Here is a 16,855-nt window from a genome sequence, read left to right as displayed (position 1 = left end):
CGCGTCCTGCACGTCTCGGTCCCGACGACCGAGGGCGTGGCGGTCGTGCTGCTCGGCTACGTGCGCGACCAGGTCGCCCGCGGCTGGCCGGTCACCGTCGCGTGCCCGGCCTCCGGCTGGCTGCCGGCCGCCGCTGCCGACGCCGGTGCCGTGGTCGCGACGTGGCGGGCGGGCCGTGACCCCGGTCCCTCGGTGGCCGGCGAGGTACGCCGCCTCGCGCGGGTCGTCGCCGCGGCCCGGCCCGACGTCGTGCACCTGCACAGCGCCAAGGCCGGCCTGGCCGGCCGGCTGGCGGTGCACGGCCGGGTGCCCACGATCGTGCAGCCGCACGCCTGGTCGTTCCTCGCAGCCGGCGGCCCGGTGCGAGCGGCCGCCCGGGCCTGGGAGCGGTACGCCGCCCGCTGGACCACCCACCTGGTCTGCGTCAGCGACGCCGAGCTGGCGCTCGGCCGGGCCGCCGGCGTGCGCGGGCCGGCGTCCGTCGTACCCAACGGCGTCGACCTGGAGCGGCTGCGCCCGGCCGACCGCGCCGCGGCCCGCGCCGAGCTGGGGCTGCCTGACGCGCCGACGGCCGTCTGCGTCGGCCGCCTGGTCGAACAGAAGGGGCAGCACGACCTGCTCGACGTGTGGCCGGCGGTCCGCTCGGCAGTCGCCGGGGCGACGCTGGTGCTGGTGGGGGACGGCCCCGACCGTGCCGGGCTCGAGGCCCGTCGCGTCGAGGGGGTGGTGCTCGCGGGCGTCCGCGACGACGTACCGCGCTGGCTGGCGGCCGCCGACGTCGTCGTCGCGCCGTCGCGCTGGGAGGGCATGGCGCTGGTGCCGCTGGAGGCGATGGCCTGCGGGCGCAGCGTGGTCGCCACCGATGTCGCGGGCATGGTGTCGGGCACGGTCGCGGGCACGGTGCCGGCTGAGGACCCCGCCGCGCTCACCGACGCGGTGGTCGACCGGCTCGCGTCACCGGCACGCGCGGACGCCGAGGGCGCGGCGGGACGGGCCCTGGTCGAGGCCGATCACGACGCCGTCAGGTCGGCTGCCGCGGTGTCGGAACTCGTACTCCGGTCGGCACGGCGGGCTCCCGCGGGGCACTGAGCTGCAGCGTCGTCCTCCTCGGCGCCGGCCGGCGCAGCGTGCGCACCGTGTGGGCCATGATCTTGAGGTCGGTCCACAGCGACCAGTTCTCGATGTAGTGGTTGTCGTAGCGCACCCGGGCGTCGATCGGGGTGTCGCCGCGGAGGTCGTGGATCTGGGCGTAGCCGGTCAGCCCGGTGTGGACGCGGTGCCGGTCGTCGTAGTGCACCTGGGCCCGCGAGAACTCCCGCACGAAGAAGGGGCGCTCCGGTCGCGGCCCGACCAGGCTCATGTCGCCGCGCAGCACGTTGACCAGCTGGGGCAGCTCGTCCAGGCTGGTCCGCCGCAGGAACCGGCCGACCGGGCCGAGCCGGTCGTCGAGGTCGATGTTCCACTGGGTCGCGCTCTCGGCGCTGCTCGCCGGCTTGAGCGAGCGGAACTTGTAGAGCGTGAACGGCCGGCCGGCCCGGCCGATGCGCACCTGCTTGAAGATCACGCCCGGGCCGGTCTCGAGCCGCACGGCGACGGCGCAGGCGAGCAGGACCGGGGAGAGGGCGACCAGGGCCACGGCGGACAGGCTCACGTCGAGCAGCCGCTTGAGGAGCAGCGTGTGCGGGCGCAGGCCCCAGCGCCGCAGCCGCATGATCGCGACGTCGCCGATGACCTCGGTGCGCCGGTGGTGGTCGAGCCCCATCATCTCGAAGAACCGCGGCACCACGAACACCTGCCGGTCGGCCTGCACGCAGCGGCGGACCACGTCGATCGTCGTCTCGTCGGGCGGGTCGGGGAAGGCGAAGATGACGTCGTCGACCCCGAGGTCGGTCATCGCGTTCTCGAGGTCCTCGACGTCGCCGAGCAGCGGGACCGGGAGGCTCCGGGAGGCGAGGCCGGGTGCGGTGTCGATGATGCCGACGGGGGTCAGGCCGTACTCCCGGCGCTGCGCGAAGACCCGGGCCAGCCGGCGGCCCACCACGCCGGCGCCGACGATGATCACCGGGTGCGCGCTGCGACCGCTGCGCCGCAGGGCGTGGGCGACGGCGTACACGCTCGCGCGCAGCAGCACGAGTGAGATGACCGTGGCGGCGCCGAACGCCGCCAGCGCCAGCCACGGCTGGGTGCGGATCTCGCTGGCCGGGGTCAGCGCGGCCAGCGTCAGCGAGGCCACGGCGGCGGCCAGGACCAGGCGCGGGAGGTCCTCGATGACCGAGAGCACCAGGCGCGAGCGGTGCAGCTCGGCGCCGCGGCACACCAGCAGCGCCGTGACCGCCGCGCCGGCGATGGCGAGCACGCCCGCGTCGGGGTGCACGACCAGGCCGGCGAGCACGACCGCGATCGGGTCCACCAGGGTCAGCACCGGACGGATGCTGGTCATCCAGGGGAGGAGGTCGATGGCTCGGGATCGGCTGGTGCGCACGAGGAACCCGTTCCCGGCCTCGGCCCGGCGAAACCACCGGCCGGAGAACGGTGAGGGAACTCCGCCGGTCGGGGCGGCGCCGGAGAAGTACGACGGGATCGCTACCCGCGAGTTGCGCAGGTGATCTAGGTTACTCGGCAACCCCCATCCTCTCGGCCGCCCTGCAGGAGTGCCCGCCATGAAGAGCCTGGACACCACCTTCGTCGACCACCTCGCCCAGAACTTCGCCGTCCAGTTCCTCGACCGGGTCGAGGCCTCGGCGGACCACGAGGCGTTCCGCTACCCGCGGGGGGAGGCCTGGGAGTCGGTCACCTGGCGGCAGGCCGGCGACCTGGTGGAGAAGCTCGCCGCGGGCCTGCTCTCCCTCGGCATCGCGTCCGAGCAGCGCGTCGGGATCGCCTCCGGCACCCGCTACGAGTGGATCCTCGCGGACCTCGCGGTGATGTGCGCGGCGGGCGCCACGACGACGGTCTACCCGACGACGAACGCCGAGGACACGGCGTACATCCTCGGCGACTCGGAGTCCCGGATCGTGTTCGCGGAGGACGACGAGCAGATCGCGAAGCTCAGGGAGCACCGGTCCGAGCTGCCGCACCTGGCCAAGGTCGTCACCTTCGACGGTACGACGGACGGCGACTGGGTCATCGGCCTCGACGACCTCGCCGAGCTCGGCGCGGCCCACCTCGCCGAGCACTCGGGCGTCATCGAGGAGACCGCGAGGTCGATCGCGCCCGACCAGCTCGCGACGCTGATCTACACCTCCGGCACCACCGGGCGCCCCAAGGGCGTGCGGCTGCTGCACCGGTCCTGGGTCTACGAGGGCACCGCGATCCAGGTGCAGGACATCCTCCACGAGGACGACCTGCAGTTCCTGTGGCTGCCGATGGCGCACTCGTTCGGCAAGGTGCTGCTCTCCGCACAGCTCGCCTGCGGCTTCGCCACCGCGATCGACGGCCGCGTCGACAAGATCGTGGACAACCTGGGCGTCGTGAAGCCGACGTTCATGGGCGCCGCGCCGCGGATCTTCGAGAAGGCCTACGCCCGCATCATCACCATGCAGGCCGCCGAGGGCGGCGCCAAGGAGAAGATCTTCAAGAGGGCCTTCGCGGTCGGCCTGAAGGTCGACGAGCTCAAGCTCCAGGGCAGGTCGGTGCCGTTCCTGCTCAAGCTCCAGCACGGCCTGTTCGACAAGCTGGTCTTCAGCAAGGTGCGCGAGCGCTTCGGCGGCCGGGTGCGCTTCTTCATCTCCGGCTCGGCCGCGCTCAACCCCGAGATCGGCGCGTGGTTCCACGCCGCCGGCATCCTCATCCTCGAGGGCTACGGCATGACCGAGAACGCCGCCGGCGCCACGGTCAACCACCCCGACGACTACAAGATGGGCACCGTCGGACCGGCCCTGCCCGGCGCCGAGGTCAGGATCGGCGAGAACGACGAGGTCATGCTGCGCGGCCCGCACGTCATGGCCGGCTACCACAACCTCCCCGAGGAGACCGCGGCCACGCTCACCGAGGACGGCTGGCTGCACACCGGCGACAAGGGCAGCCTCGACGCCGACGGCTTCCTCACCATCACCGGCCGGATCAAGGAGCTGTTCAAGACCTCCGGCGGCAAGTACGTCGCCCCGCCGGCGATCGAGTCGAGGTTCAAGGCGGTCTGCCCCTACGCCAGCCAGTTCCTGGTGTTCGGCAGCGAGCGCAACTTCGTCTCCGCGCTGATCACCCTCGACCCCGACGCGATGGCGGGCTGGGCCGAGGAGAACGGCATGGCCGGCAGGCCCTACGCCGAGATCGTGGGCTCCGAGCCGGTCCGCGCGATGGTGGCCGGGTACATCGAGGAGATGAACGCCAGCCTGAACCGCTGGGAGACGGTCAAGAAGTGGGAGATCCTCGACCACGACCTGACCATCGAGTCCGGCGAGCTCACCCCCTCGATGAAGGTCAAGCGCACCGTCGTCGAGGAGCGCAACCAGTCGCTGATCGACTCCTTCTACCGCTGATCCCACGCCGAGTCGGCGCGTCTTGCCCGCTGAGAGGGGTCGACTCGGCGCGTCTTGCCCGCCTTCTCCACAGGAGGGTGGGCAACTTGCGCCGACTCGCGGCTCCTGAGTGGGCAAGACGCGCCGACTCGCGGTTGACTTGTTCGAACAGGTGTTCGAATATGGGGTGTGGCCGGCAATCTCGACGCAATTGCGCTGTTGCGCAGTCGGATGGCGGGCATGCAGGACGGCATGCCGCGCCTCCCGCTGGAGACTCACCCGGCGCTCGCCGGGCTGGTCCGGCTCCGCGCGGGAGGCAGCTATGCCGTCGACAGCGCGAGCCCCGGCGCTACGACGCTGGCGCTGGCGCTGCTCGCCGGCCCTTCGAAGGCCGGCGGCTGGTGCGGGGTCGTCGGCGTCGACGACTTCGGCGCCGAGGCGGCTGCCGCCCTCGGTGTCGACCTCGACCGCACCGTGCTGGTGCCCGACCCCGGCGACCGCTGGCTGGAGGTGACCGCGGCGCTGGTCGACGTCGTCACCGCCGTCCTGGTCCGGCCGCGGGGGCGGGTGCCCGGGCAGGTCGCCGAGAGGCTCGCCGCCCGGCTGCGCAAGCGGTCCGCCGTCCTCGTCTCCCTGTGTGGGCCAGGGGGCGACTGGCCCCGCGCCGAGGTGCGGCTGACCACTCGCGAGCCCGCGTGGTCGGGCGTCGGCGACGGGCACGGCCACCTGCGCGCGCGCCGGATCGTGGTCGAGGCGCACCGGGGCTCGATGCCCCCGCGGCGCGGAGCGCTGTGGCTCCCCGCCGAGGACCAGACCCACCGCCGCGCGGAGGTGCTCGCCCCGATCGTGGAGGCCGCCAGTTGAGGGTCTGCCCATGAGAGTCCCCGTGAGAGTCATGGCGATCTGGTGTCCGGACTGGCCGGTGGTCGCGGCGCTGGCCGCCGCGGGCCTGCCCGCCCACCTGCCCGCAGCGGTGTTCGGCGCCAACCTCGTACAGGCGTGCAACGATGCGGCCAGGACCGCCGGCGTACGCCGCGGGATGCGCCGCCGCGACGCCCAGTCCCGCTGCCCCGAGCTGCAGGTGTACGCCGCCAGCCCGGATCGCGACGCCCGCGCGTTCGAGCCCGTGCTGGCCGCCGTCGAGGAGCTGCGCCCGGGCGTCACCCCGCTGCGCCCCGGCCTCGTGGCGTTGCGCGCGCCGGGCCGGTTCCACGGCGGCGAGCCGGCCGGGGCGGCGCTGCTCGCCGAGCGGCTGGTCGGGATGGGCGTGTGGGACTGCCGGTTCGGCGTCGCCGACGAGCTGTTCACCGCCGAGCAGGCCGCCCGCCGGGCCGACCCGCAGGACTGCCTCGTGGTCGAGCCGGGGGAGTCGGTGCCGTTCCTGCGCGCGCTGCCGGTCGAGGCGATCGACGACTCCCCGGAAGACAGAGATGCCGTGAGCCTGATGCGGCGGCTCGGGCTGCGCACGCTCGGCGACCTCGGCGACCTGTCCGCGGTCGACGTGCGCGACCGGTTCGGGCCGCAGGTCGCCTGGGTGCACCGGGTGGTCGGGGGCGAGGGCGCCGTGCCCCTCGCCGCCCGCACCCCGCCGCCCGAGCTCGCCTGCCAGGTCGACTTCGAGCCGCCGCTGGACTCCGCGGAGACGATCGCGTTCAGCGCCCGGCAGACCGCGGACCGGTTCGTCGCGGGGCTGGCCCGGCACCGGCTGGTCTGCACCGAGGTGCTGGTCGAGGCGCGCTGCGAGGGTTTGTCCGGGGCGGCGTCGTCCCGGGTCTGGCTGCACCCGCGCTGGTTCACCGCCGTCGACCTGGTCGACCGGCTGCACTGGCAGCTCCAGGGAGGCTCGACCACCGGATGGCGCGACGTGCGCGCGCCGGTCGACCGGGTGAGCCTCACCCCGATCACCGTCGTACCCGACGCCGTGCACGCCGACGGGCTGTGGGGCGGCACCGACGAGCGCGTCGAGCGCGGCATCGCCCGGGTGCAGGGGATGCTCGGTCACGAGGCCGTGGTGCGTCCGGTGCTCCAGGGCGGCCGGAGCCCTGCCGACCGGCAGGCGCTGGTGCCGTGGGGCGAGCGGCCGACCGGGCTGCGGCCGACCGGTCCGTGGCCCGGCAGCATCCCGCCGCCCGCGCCCGCCCGGGTGCTGGCGAGCCCGTGGGCCGCCGAGGTGGTCGGCGCCGGCGGCCGCACCGTCGGCGTCGACGAGCGCGGGGGAGTCACCTGCTCGCCGGAGCGGTTCCGCCCCGGGCCGGCCGACCGGTGGCGGCCGGTCGCCGCCTGGGCCGGCCCGTGGCCCGTCGACGAACTGTGGTGGGAGTTGCCAGCACGCGGCCGGAGAGTTGCCCGCTTCCAAGTGGTTGGCGTCGACGGCAGCGCCTGGCTGATGACCTGGGAGTCCGGGATGTGGTGGACGGAGGCGGCGTACGACTGATGGGCTGGAGCAACCCGAACATCTCCTGGGGCGAGCTGGAGAAGCGGCTCTCCGGCCGGACGGTCACGCCCCAGGACGCCGAGGCGCCGATCTCGCGGCGCAAGCGCAAGCAGCGCACGGTCGACGTCGAGCGCCCGACCGGTCCGGTCACGCCGTACGCCGAGCTGCACTGCCACTCCAGCTTCAGCTTCCTCGACGGCGCCAGCGGCCCCGACGACCTGGTCCTCGAGGCGCTGCGGCTCGGGCTGCACGCGCTGGCGATCACCGATCACGACGGGTTCTACGGGGCCTCGCTGTTCGCCGAAACAGCGCAATTGCGTGGGGGGGACATGCACGGTGAGATCGAGCACGGCGGCATCAAGACGGTGTACGGCGCCGAGCTGTCCCTCGGCCTGACCAAGCCGCAGAACGGCGTCGCCGACCCCGAGGGCAGCCACCTGCTGGTGCTCGCGCGGGGCGTGGAGGGCTACCACCGGCTCGCGGGCGCGATCACCGACGCCCAGCTGCGCGGCGACGAGAAGGGCAAGCCGGCCTACGACCTCGACGAGCTCGCCGAGCGCGGCCGCGGCCACTGGCTGGTGCTCACCGGCTGCCGCAAGGGGGCGGTCCGGCAGGCGCTGGAGCGGAGTCCCCGGCAGACGGCGGAGGAGCTCGACCGGCTGACCGCGCTGTTCGGGCACGACCACGTCGTGGTCGAGCTGACCGACCACGGCTTCCCGGCCGACTCCAGCCGCAACGACCAGTTAGCCCGGCTCGCCGTCGACCACCGGCTGCCCTACGTCGCGACCAACAACGTCCACTACGCCCGGCCCGAGCAGCATCGGATCGCCGACGCGATGGCCGCCGTACGCGCCCGGCGCAGCCTGGCCGAGATGGATGGCTGGCTGCCGGCGTCCGGGATGGCGAGCCTGCGGTCGGGGGCGGAGATGGCGCGCCGGTTCGCGCGCTACCCCGGCGCGGTCGAGCGCAGCGTGGAGATCGCCGACGCGGTCGCGTTCGATCTGCAGAGGGCGTCGCCCCGGCTGCCGAAGTTCGCACCCGACGGCTGGACGCCGGCCGGCTGGCTGCGGAAGCTGACCGAGGACGGCTTCGCGGAGAGGTACGCCGGCACCAAGCTCGAGAAGGAGGCCCGCGAGCGCATCGAGAGCGAGCTGGAGGTGATCTCCGGCAAGGGCTTCGACGGCTACTTCGTGATCGTCCACGACATCGTGGAGTACGCGCGGAGCAGGGGGATCCTCTGCCAGGGCAGGGGATCCGCGGCCAGCTCGGCGGTCTGCTACGCGCTCGGCATCACCGCGGTGGACGCGGTGAAGTACGACCTCCCGTTCGAGCGGTTCATCTCCTCCACCCGCGAGGAGGAGCCCGACATCGACGTCGACTTCGACTCCGACAGGCGCGAGGAGGTGATCCAGTGGGTCTACGACCAGTACGGACGCCACAACGCCGCGCAGGTCGCGAACGTGGTCGGCTACCGCCCCAAGATGGCGGTGCGCGACGCCGCGAAGGCGCTCGGCCACTCGCCCGGCCAGCAGGACGCCTGGTCCAAGCAGATCACCTCGTGGACAGTGGTGGAGCCCCGCGACGGCGGCGAGCACGACGTACCCGCGTCCGTGGTGGAGCTCGCCAACGGCCTCCTCGGCGCCCCGCGCCACCTCGGCATCCACTCCGGCGGGATGGTGCTCACCGAGCGGCCGATCGGCGAGGTGGTGCCGATCGAGCGGGCCCGGATGGACAACCGGACCGTGCTCCAGTGGGACAAGGACGCGTGCGAGTTCATGGGGCTGGTGAAGTTCGACCTGCTCGGGCTCGGGATGCTCAGCGCGCTGGACCACATGATGGCGATCGTCGCCACGCACCTCGGCGAGGAGTGGGAGCTCGCGACCGTCCCCAAGGAGGAGCCGGCGGTCTACGACATGCTCTGCCGGGCCGACTCGGTCGGTGTCTTCCAGGTCGAGAGCCGCGCCCAGATCGGCACCCTGCCGCGGCTCCGGCCGCGCAAGTTCTACGACCTCGCGATCGAGATCGCGCTGATCCGCCCCGGCCCGATCCAGGGCGGCGCGGTCCATCCCTACGTACGCCGCGCGACCGGCCGTGACCCCGTCGGGTACGCCCACGACCTGTTGAAGCCGGTGCTGAAACGGACGCTCGGCGTACCGCTGTTCCAGGAGCAGCTGATGGACATGGCGCGCGTCCTCGGCGACTGCGACCGCGCCGAGGCCGACCTGCTGCGCCGGGCGATGGGCTCCAAGCGCGGCATCGAGCGGATCGAGTCGGTCAAGGAGAAGCTGATGCGCGGCATGGCCGACAAGGGCATCACCGGCGCGCAGGCGGACGCGATCTACCTGCAGATCCTGTCGTTCGCGAACTTCGGCTTCGCCGAGAGCCACGCGCTGTCCTTCGCCCTGCTGGTCTACACGAGCTCGTGGTTCAAGCTGCACTACCCCGCGGCGTTCCTCGCCGCGCTGCTGCGCGCGCAGCCGATGGGCTTCTACTCGCCGCAGTCGCTGGTCCACGACGCCCGCCGCCACGGCGTGGAGGTACGCCGCCCGGACCTGCTGCTCTCCCGCGCGACCGCCGACCTGGAGGGCGCCGGCGGACCGGCCGGGCTGGCCTCGTGCCTCCACGACGGATCGCCGACGGAGTGGGCCCCCGGCACGCCCGACCCGACCCCGGAGCACCGGCGCGACACGGCGTACGCCGTCCGGCTGGGCCTGGACTCGGTACGCGGCATCGGCGCCGAGGTGGCGTCGCGGATCGTGGCCGCGCGCAGGGAGCGGCCGTTCGCCGACCAGGCCGACCTGTCCCGGCGGGCCGGGCTCGACACGCGCCAGCTGGAGGCGCTGGCGACCGCGGGCGCCTTCGACGCCGCGTTTCCCTCCGGCGGGCTGTCTCGGCGGCAGGCGCTGTGGAACGCCGGCTGGACCGAGACCGACGAGCACCTCGAGGGCATCCGGGTCGCCGGGCCGGCGCCGGCGCTGCCGGACATGGACGGCGTCGAGATCACCATGGCGGACCTGTGGGCCACCGGCATCACGCCGGGCGGCCACCTGTTCGAGCACCTGCGCGAGCGGCTGACGGCGGCCGGGATCAGGTCGGTGGCCGACGCGTTCGCCGGCGAGCCGAACCGGCGGGTGCACGTCGCCGGGCTGGTCACCCACCGGCAGCGGCCGGGGACCGCGGGCGGCGTCACGTTCCTCAACCTCGAGGACGAGACCGGGATGCTCAACGTGGTCTGCACGGTCGGGGTGTGGCGGCGCTACCGCACCGTCGCCAACAGCGCTGCCGGCATGGTGGTCCGCGGCCTCCTGGAGCGCCAGGACGGCGTCACCAACCTGGTCGCCGACCGGCTCTCCGCGATCGAGACCGTGCACCCCGAGGCCGGCCAGGCGCTCCGCGCGCGGCATCGGTCCCGTGACTTCCACTGACTCGGGTCGTCCGCCTCTGGCGGGTGAATACGCCGCCCTCAGGCGGACGACCCGAGGACGCCGAGGGCCCGGAGGTCGCGCGCAACACGCTCCGACCGCTCGCGCAGCTCGATCGCCGTGCAGCGGACCACGATGACGCCGGTCGCGACCAGCTGGCGATGACGCTCGATGTCGGCGCCCCAGTGCTCCACCGTCATGTGGAACGCCCCGTCGACTTCGAGCACGATCGTGCGCCCGTCCGGCAGCCGCCACTCCGCGTCGGTGAAGCGGATTCGTCCGGCGGAGTCCGTACGCCGCGTCTGCCGGTGCGGTCGCGGTAGGCCGAAGGTGTCGCACATGGTGATGACGTCGCGCTCGGCGACGGACTGCGTACCCTCGGCGAGCTCCCCGAGCAGTCGTCGGAACGGCTTCGCGCGCCGCAGCGGCCGCATGCGGGTGATCCAGGCGTCGAGACGGTACGGCGTGGTCAGCCTCTGCTGGACGCAGGCGGCGAGCAGTCCGTACGCCGAGCGGGTGACGGGCTCGTACCCCGCCCAGAGGAGTGCGGCCGGCTCGATCCGCCACGTGGCGAGCGGCTTCGACGAGGTCAGCAGCTGGATCGGCCGGCGGGTCTCGACGAATCGGACCCCCTCGATCGGCTCCAGGTTGTGCGACTTCGCGACCAGCACGGTGATCTCGTCACGATGCCATCGCTCGAGCCCGTGCCGCTCGAGCGCGGTCAGGCCGCCGAGCGCGCTGCGCGGACCGGCGTGCAGCACGCCCGCCCACATCAGCTGCGTGCGGCTCAGCGGTCCGGTCGTCGTCGCCAGCACGGTGCTGCTGACCTCTCGCCAGCGCCCGGCGTCGAGCTGGGTGTCGACGTAGTCGTGGGTCAGCCCGAGCCGGTTCAGCTGGCGACGCGTCACCAGGCCCGACTGTGCGGTGGCTGCCGGCAGCCAGGCCGGGGGTCGGTTCGTCATGGTGTGACGATGCCCCGATCGGCGTACCGCGGGTGCTCGTCATCCACAGGGCTCGGGTCGTCCGCCTGAGGGCGGCGCATAGAGCCGGGAGAGGCGGACGACCCGCAGGGCAGGGGTGGGAGGATGAGTCAGTGCCTGCTGCCCTCCCGTCCGGCGACGTCGCGCCCGAGGACGGGATGCTGCCGGAGTCGGCGCTGGCGGGGGTGGGCAGCCGGCCGTTCGGGTTCTACGTGCACGTGCCGTTCTGCACGGTGCGGTGCGGCTACTGCGACTTCAACACCTACACCGCCGCCGAGCTCGGGCCGGGCGCGGGCCGGGCGACGTACGCCGAGACCGCGATCGAGGAGGTACGGCGGGCACGGGCCGTCCTGGGCGACGCCGACGTCCCGGTGAGCACGGTGTTCCTCGGCGGCGGCACGCCGACCCTGCTCGACCCGTCCGACCTGGGCAGCATCCTGCGGGCGATCGACGGCGAGTTCGGGCTCGCCCCCGACGCGGAGGTGACGACCGAGTCGAACCCCGACAGCGTCGACGCAAATGCGCTGGAATCGCTGCGAGCGCAGGGGTTCGACCGGATCAGCTTCGGCATGCAGTCCGCGGTACCGCAGGTGCTCGCGGTGCTCGACCGCACCCACGACCCGCGCCGGGTGCCGTCCGTGGTCGAGTGGGCGCGCGCCGCGGGGTTCGACCAGATCAGCCTCGACCTCATCTACGGCACGCCGGGGGAGAGCATCGACGACTGGGCGGCCAGCGTCGAGGCGGCGCTCGCGTGCGCGCCCGACCACGTGTCGGCGTACTCCCTCGTCGTCGAGGACGGCACCGCCCTCGCTCGCCGGGTGAAGCGCGGCGAGCTGCCGATGCCCGACGAGGACGACCTCGCCGACAAGTACGTCCTGGCCGACGAGCGGCTCGCCGCGGCCGGCCTGGGGTGGTACGAGGTCTCCAACTGGGCCCGCGACGACGCGAGCCGCTGCCGCCACAACCTCCTCTACTGGACCGGCGGCGACTGGTGGGGCGTCGGCCCGGGCGCGCACAGCCACGTCGGCGGCGTGCGGTGGTGGAACGTCAAGCACCCGGCGGCGTACGCCGAGCGGCTGGCCGCCGGCCGGAGCCCGGCCCAGGCGCAGGAGGTCCTCGACGAGGAGAGCCGCCGCGTGGAGCGGGTCCTGCTGGAGCTGCGGCTGCGCGCGGGGCTGCCCGTCGACGTCCTCGACGATGTCGGCCGGGCCGCTCTGCCCGGCCTGGTCGACCGCGGCCTGCTCACCGTGATCGACGGCCGGCTGATCCCGACCCGGACCGGCCGGCTGCTCGCCGACGCGGTCGTCCGCGACCTCCTGCCGTGACGGCTCGAACGGGCCTATTGTGTCGGCCATGACCCAAGGTCCCGAGACGCCCGACCCGAGCCAGCCGGCTCCGCCCCCCTACGGCCAGCCCGCTCCGCCACAGCAGCCGCAGCCCGGCTACGGCTACAACCCGGCCGCGCCGTACGGCGTGCACCCGATCACCGGCGTTCCTTACTCCGACAAGAGCAAGCTGGTCGCCGGCCTGCTGCAGATCCTGATCCCGCTGGGCATCGGCCGCTTCTACATCGGCGACACCAAGACCGGCGTGTGGCAGCTCGTCGTCACGCTGATCACCTGCGGCATCGGCGGGCTGTGGCCGTTCATCGACGGCATCATCATCCTGGCGACCGACAGCAAGGACGTCCACGGCCGACCGCTGCGGTCGTCCTAGTCGCTACGACGTCACGAAGTCGATCAGCTCCTCGACCCGGCCCAGCAGGGCCGGGTCCAGATCGTGGTAGGACGACACCCTGCCGAGGATGTGCTGCCACGCGCGGGCGACGTCGGCCTGGTCGCGGTGCGGCCAGCCGAGCTGCTGGCACACCCCCTTCTTCCACTCGACCGAGCGCGGCACGTCGGGCCAGCGCGGGAGCCCGAGCCGCTCGGGCCGCACCGCGGCCCAGATGTCGACGAACGGGTGGCCGACGATCAGCACGTGCCGGCCGACCGGCGACCTCGCGATGCCCTGCGCGATCCGGCTCTCCTTGGAGCCGGCCACCAGGTGGTCGACGAGGACGCCGACCCTGCGCTCCGGGCCGGGCTCGAAGTCGCGCAGGTGGTCGGCCAGGTCGTCGACGCCGCCGAGGTACTCGACCACGACGCCCTCGATCCGCAGGTCGTCGCCCCACACCCTCTCGACCAGCTCGGCGTCGTGTCGGCCCTCGACGAAGATCCGGCTGGCCCGGGCCACCCGCGCCCTCGCGCCGGGGACGGCGACCGAGCCGGACGCCGTACGCGTCGGCCGGGCGGGCGCCGCGGCGCGCACGGGTGCGGTCAGGATGACCGGCCGGCCGTCGACCAGGAAGCCCGGGCCGAGCGGGAAGGTACGGCGCCGGTTGCGCCGGTCCTCGAGCGTGACCGTGTGCAGGTCGCGGTCGACCGCGACGATCTCGCCGCACCAGTCCGTGGTGACCTCCTCGACGACCGCGCCCAGCTCGGCCGGTGCCGCGACGGCGCGGCCGCGCTTGGGAGCGCGCCAGTCGGTGGCGAGGACGTCGGTGCCGTAGCGGTCGTGGGAGGTCACCCGACGACCGTAGGCGCGAGCGCCGACAGTCGCCGGGAGGGCACGCCGTCAGTCGTCGGAGTCGGGTGTCTTGCCGCCCTGCATGTCCAGCTCCTCGGCCGACTTCGCCTCGTCCTCCTCGAGCGGCTGGGCGAGCGGGTTGTCGTCGGTGGGCCGGAGGTCCTCGGGCAGGTCCTCGTCCTCGATGCCGGTGCTCTCACTCATGGCGAGGAGGTACCCGGTCAGATGAGCGGCAACCGTCTCTGGCTGCGCGGCAGTTGCTCGTAGCCCCGGCGAACGGCGTCGCCGAGCCGGTCGGCGGGCCAGGGCCACTCGCCGGCGTCGAGCGCCCGGTCGAGCGGCACGCCGCGTCCGGCGAGGTCGCGGATCGTCTCGGCGACGATCCCGATCTCGTTGCGCTGCCGCTCGACGAACGCGCGGTCGACCGGCGCACCGTGACCCGGCACGACCACGGAGCCGGACGTCGTCAGCCCGAGCACCACGTCGAGCGTGAGCGGCCAGTCCATCGGCCACGAGTCGGCGCCGAACGACGGGGGAGCGGACTCCTCGACCAGGTCGCCGGCGAGCAGCACGCCGGCGTCCGGCACGCGGACCACCAGGTCGCCGCCGGTGTGCCCGCGCCCCGGGTGCACCAGCTCGACCATCCGGTCGCCGGCGTCGAGCACGAGCGCGCTGGAGAACGTCCGGTCCGGCAGCGCGACCTCGGTCGCGACGACGTCGGCCGTGTGCGGGTCGGAGGGCTCGTCGGCGTACCGCCGCTTGATCTCGGCGGCCCCGCGCTCCAGCTCCTCCACGGCGGTCTCGTGGGCGACGATCGGCACCCCGCCGTACGCCGCGCGGAACGTGCCGTTGCCGAAGGTGTGGTCGAAGTGCCAGTGGGTGTTGACGATCCCGGTCACCGGCCCGGCGCCGAGCCGGCGCACGTCCTCGACCACCTCGCGGGCCGCGGCCCCGGAGCCGTGGGTGTCGACGACGAGCAGCCCGTCGGCGCCGCCGACGAGCGAGACGTTGACGTCGAACCACTCGTAGCGGGCGACCCAGACCCGGTCGGCGACCTCGGTGAATGCCACCGCCCCAGAGTAGGCCCAGAGTAGAGAGCGCCAGCCCAGAGACGTCAGCAGATGCCCGCGTGCAGGCTGTGCCGCAGCATGTCGCCGAGCTCGGTGAGGTCGCCGGCGACCCGCGGGAACTCGATCACGTGCCGGTGCGCGCCGTCGACGTCGATCCACTGCACCTCGACGCCGGCCGGGGTCAGCTCGGCCAGCCGGACCCCGAGCAGCTCGGCCGGCCGGGTCTGCGTGCCGGTCGAGACGGCCTGGCGCAGCTCGTCTTGGTGGCAGTCGTTGGCGTGCTCGATGGAGCGCTGGAGGTGGCCGCGGCTGAGCTCGTGCTCCTGGCCGCGGAACCGCTCCAGCGGCACCCGGTGCTGGCGCCCCGCCCGCTCGAGCAGCACGAAGTTGAGGCGGAGCGCGACCACGTGGCGCACCTCCTGGCAGCAGTCGCAGCCCTCGACGCCGACGCGCTCGAGCCGGCCGGCGAGCGTGAGGGTGTCGGCGCGCTCGGGACCGCCGCGCGGGCCGAGCCCGCTGGCCACGGTGAGCAGGGCGCTGCGGTGCGCGGCCGCGGCCCGCGCGACGAGGGCGTCCGGACGGCAGAGGAACGTCGGCGTACCGAATCGGTCGGTGAGGCCGGTGTCGTCCTCGACCATCGGCTCGCCCTCGATCACGAGGCTGACCTCGGACGGGCAGGCCAGGATGCTCCGGGCGTCCGCGGCGAGCTGACGGGGATCGGTGGCGAGCATGGCACCTCCTGATGAGTTAGGTAAGCCTAACCTATTCCAAATCGGCGCCGGGCAACAGCGTCGTGCCGTCGGGTGGCCCCCGGGTCCGGCTAGTACCCTTGGCACTCCCGTCATTCGAGTGCCAGTAGGCGTGCCAGCAGCGGTGCCAGCAGGGAGAGGAGGCCGGCATGCAGGAGGAGCGCAGACTCGCCGTCCTCCGGGCGATCGTCGAGGACTATGTCGCCACCGAGGAGCCGGTCGGCTCCAAGGCGCTGGTCGAGCGGCACGGGCTCGGCGTCTCGCCGGCCACCGTCCGCAACGACATGGCCGCGCTCGAGGACGAGGGCTACATCACCCAGCCGCACACCAGCGCCGGCCGGGTGCCGACCGACAAGGGCTACCGGCTCTTCGTCGACCGGCTCACCACGGTCAAGCCGATGAGCGCGGCGGAGCGGCGCGCCATCGCCACGATCCTGGACGGCGCAGTCGACCTCGACGACGTCGTCACCCGCTCGGTGCGGCTGCTCTCGCAGCTGACCCGGCAGGTCGCGGTCGTGCAGTACCCCACGCTCTCGCGCTCCACGGTCCGGCACGTCGAGGTGATCGCGCTGGCGCCGTACCGGCTGCTGGTGGTGCTGATCCTCAGCACCGGCCGGGTCGAGCAGCGCCTGGTCGAGGTCTCCGGAGAGCTGTCGGAGGAGGAGCTCGCCGACCTGCGGTCCGTGGTGCTGCGCGCGTCCGTCGGCGAGGTCATCGCCGAGGCGGTCGCCGGACTCCGCGACCTCCTGCCCGCGGACGGCGCCGACGCCACGCTCGCCGCGGTCGTCGACGCGCTGGTCGACGCGATGTCCGACCACCGCTCCGACGAGCGGGTCGCCGTGGGAGGGGCCGCGAACCTGGCCCGGTTCGGCGACCACTTCGACTCCGCCGTACGCCCCCTGCTCGAGGCGCTCGAGGAGCACGTCGTGCTGCTCAAGCTGCTCGGCGAGGCGACCACCGGCGAGGTGCTGACGGTGCGGATCGGGCACGAGGGCCCCTACCAGGAGCTCGCCTCGACCAGCGTCGTCGCCACCGGCTACGGGCCCGGCGACGAGGCGTTCGCCCGGCTCGGCGTCGTCGGGCCGACCCGGATGGACTACCCCGGCTCGATGGCCGCCGTGCGTGCCGTGGCGCGCTACGTCTCGCGGATCCTCGACGAGGCCTGAGCCCCCACC

At 73.6% G+C, this 16,855-nt stretch carries 14 protein-coding genes; 8 read left to right on the top strand and 6 right to left on the bottom strand.

Annotated elements, in window-relative coordinates:
• Positions 1 to 36 precede the first annotated feature (36 nt).
• Positions 37 to 1,089, top strand: coding sequence for a glycosyltransferase (locus ACYVKX_RS22065; RefSeq protein WP_460835848.1), 1,053 nt, complete (start codon positions 37 to 39; stop codon positions 1,087 to 1,089).
• On the opposite strand, the gene ACYVKX_RS22060 is transcribed toward ACYVKX_RS22065, so the two are convergent.
• Positions 1,022 to 2,623: a sugar transferase gene (locus ACYVKX_RS22060; RefSeq protein WP_460835847.1), complete on the bottom strand. Its 1,602-nt coding sequence runs from the start codon at positions 2,621 to 2,623 to the stop codon at positions 1,022 to 1,024. The two genes, ACYVKX_RS22065 and ACYVKX_RS22060, sit on opposite strands and share 68 nt — an antisense overlap.
• Before the next feature lie 37 nt (positions 2,624 to 2,660).
• Here ACYVKX_RS22060 and ACYVKX_RS22055 point away from each other — a divergent pair, with 37 nt between their 5' ends.
• The 4 genes from ACYVKX_RS22055 (at position 2,661) to ACYVKX_RS22040 (ending at position 10,316) form a co-directional block, all read left to right on the top strand.
• Positions 2,661 to 4,478: an AMP-dependent synthetase/ligase gene (locus tag ACYVKX_RS22055; RefSeq protein ID WP_460835846.1), complete on the top strand. Its 1,818-nt coding sequence runs from the start codon at positions 2,661 to 2,663 to the stop codon at positions 4,476 to 4,478.
• 168 nt (positions 4,479 to 4,646) lie between these two features.
• Positions 4,647 to 5,321, top strand: a complete 675-nt coding sequence (locus tag ACYVKX_RS22050; protein ID WP_460835845.1) for a hypothetical protein — start codon at positions 4,647 to 4,649, stop codon at positions 5,319 to 5,321.
• 10 nt (positions 5,322 to 5,331) lie between these two features.
• Positions 5,332 to 6,891, top strand: a complete 1,560-nt coding sequence (locus ACYVKX_RS22045; RefSeq protein WP_460835844.1) for a DNA polymerase Y family protein — start codon at positions 5,332 to 5,334, stop codon at positions 6,889 to 6,891.
• Positions 6,891 to 10,316: an error-prone DNA polymerase gene (locus ACYVKX_RS22040; RefSeq protein ID WP_460835874.1), complete on the top strand. Its 3,426-nt coding sequence runs from the start codon at positions 6,891 to 6,893 to the stop codon at positions 10,314 to 10,316. The genes ACYVKX_RS22045 and ACYVKX_RS22040 overlap by 1 nt, the downstream gene beginning before the upstream one ends.
• A gap of 38 nt (positions 10,317 to 10,354) precedes the next feature.
• On the opposite strand, the gene ACYVKX_RS22035 is transcribed toward ACYVKX_RS22040, so the two are convergent.
• Positions 10,355 to 11,275, bottom strand: coding sequence for a hypothetical protein (locus ACYVKX_RS22035; protein WP_460835843.1), 921 nt, complete (start codon positions 11,273 to 11,275; stop codon positions 10,355 to 10,357).
• A gap of 131 nt (positions 11,276 to 11,406) precedes the next feature.
• On the opposite strand from ACYVKX_RS22035, the gene hemW reads away from it, so the two are divergent.
• Both hemW and ACYVKX_RS22025 read left to right on the top strand, forming a co-directional pair.
• Positions 11,407 to 12,618, top strand: coding sequence for a radical SAM family heme chaperone HemW (gene hemW, locus ACYVKX_RS22030; RefSeq protein WP_460835842.1), 1,212 nt, complete (start codon positions 11,407 to 11,409; stop codon positions 12,616 to 12,618).
• A 28-nt stretch (positions 12,619 to 12,646) separates the two neighbouring features.
• The gene (locus tag ACYVKX_RS22025; RefSeq protein ID WP_460835841.1) at positions 12,647 to 13,009 is read left to right on the top strand and encodes a TM2 domain-containing protein; all 363 of its coding nucleotides are present in this window, start codon (positions 12,647 to 12,649) and stop codon (positions 13,007 to 13,009) included.
• Between the two features lie 3 nt (positions 13,010 to 13,012).
• On the opposite strand, the gene ACYVKX_RS22020 is transcribed toward ACYVKX_RS22025, so the two are convergent.
• The 4 genes from ACYVKX_RS22020 to ACYVKX_RS22005 are packed head-to-tail and all read right to left on the bottom strand — an operon-like array spanning position 13,013 to position 15,662.
• Positions 13,013 to 13,861 (bottom strand): DUF3097 domain-containing protein, encoded by an 849-nt coding sequence (locus tag ACYVKX_RS22020; RefSeq protein WP_460835840.1) that lies wholly within the window; start codon positions 13,859 to 13,861, stop codon positions 13,013 to 13,015.
• Between the two features lie 48 nt (positions 13,862 to 13,909).
• Entirely contained in the window at positions 13,910 to 14,065 is a 156-nt protein-coding gene (locus ACYVKX_RS22015) for a hypothetical protein (RefSeq protein WP_460835839.1), read from the bottom strand.
• A gap of 17 nt (positions 14,066 to 14,082) precedes the next feature.
• Positions 14,083 to 14,931, bottom strand: coding sequence for an MBL fold metallo-hydrolase (locus ACYVKX_RS22010; protein ID WP_460835838.1), 849 nt, complete (start codon positions 14,929 to 14,931; stop codon positions 14,083 to 14,085).
• 44 nt (positions 14,932 to 14,975) lie between these two features.
• Entirely contained in the window at positions 14,976 to 15,662 is a 687-nt protein-coding gene (locus tag ACYVKX_RS22005) for a hypothetical protein (protein ID WP_460835837.1), read from the bottom strand.
• Positions 15,663 to 15,829: 167 nt separating this feature from the next.
• Between ACYVKX_RS22005 and hrcA the strand changes: the two genes are divergently transcribed.
• Positions 15,830 to 16,846, top strand: a complete 1,017-nt coding sequence (hrcA, locus tag ACYVKX_RS22000; RefSeq protein WP_460835836.1) for a heat-inducible transcriptional repressor HrcA — start codon at positions 15,830 to 15,832, stop codon at positions 16,844 to 16,846.
• Positions 16,847 to 16,855 lie beyond the last annotated feature (9 nt).

The organism is Nocardioides hungaricus (genome assembly GCF_054782915.1).
The sequence above is the reverse complement of the archived record's forward strand: the minus strand, read 5'-3'. Positions and strand labels throughout refer to the sequence as shown.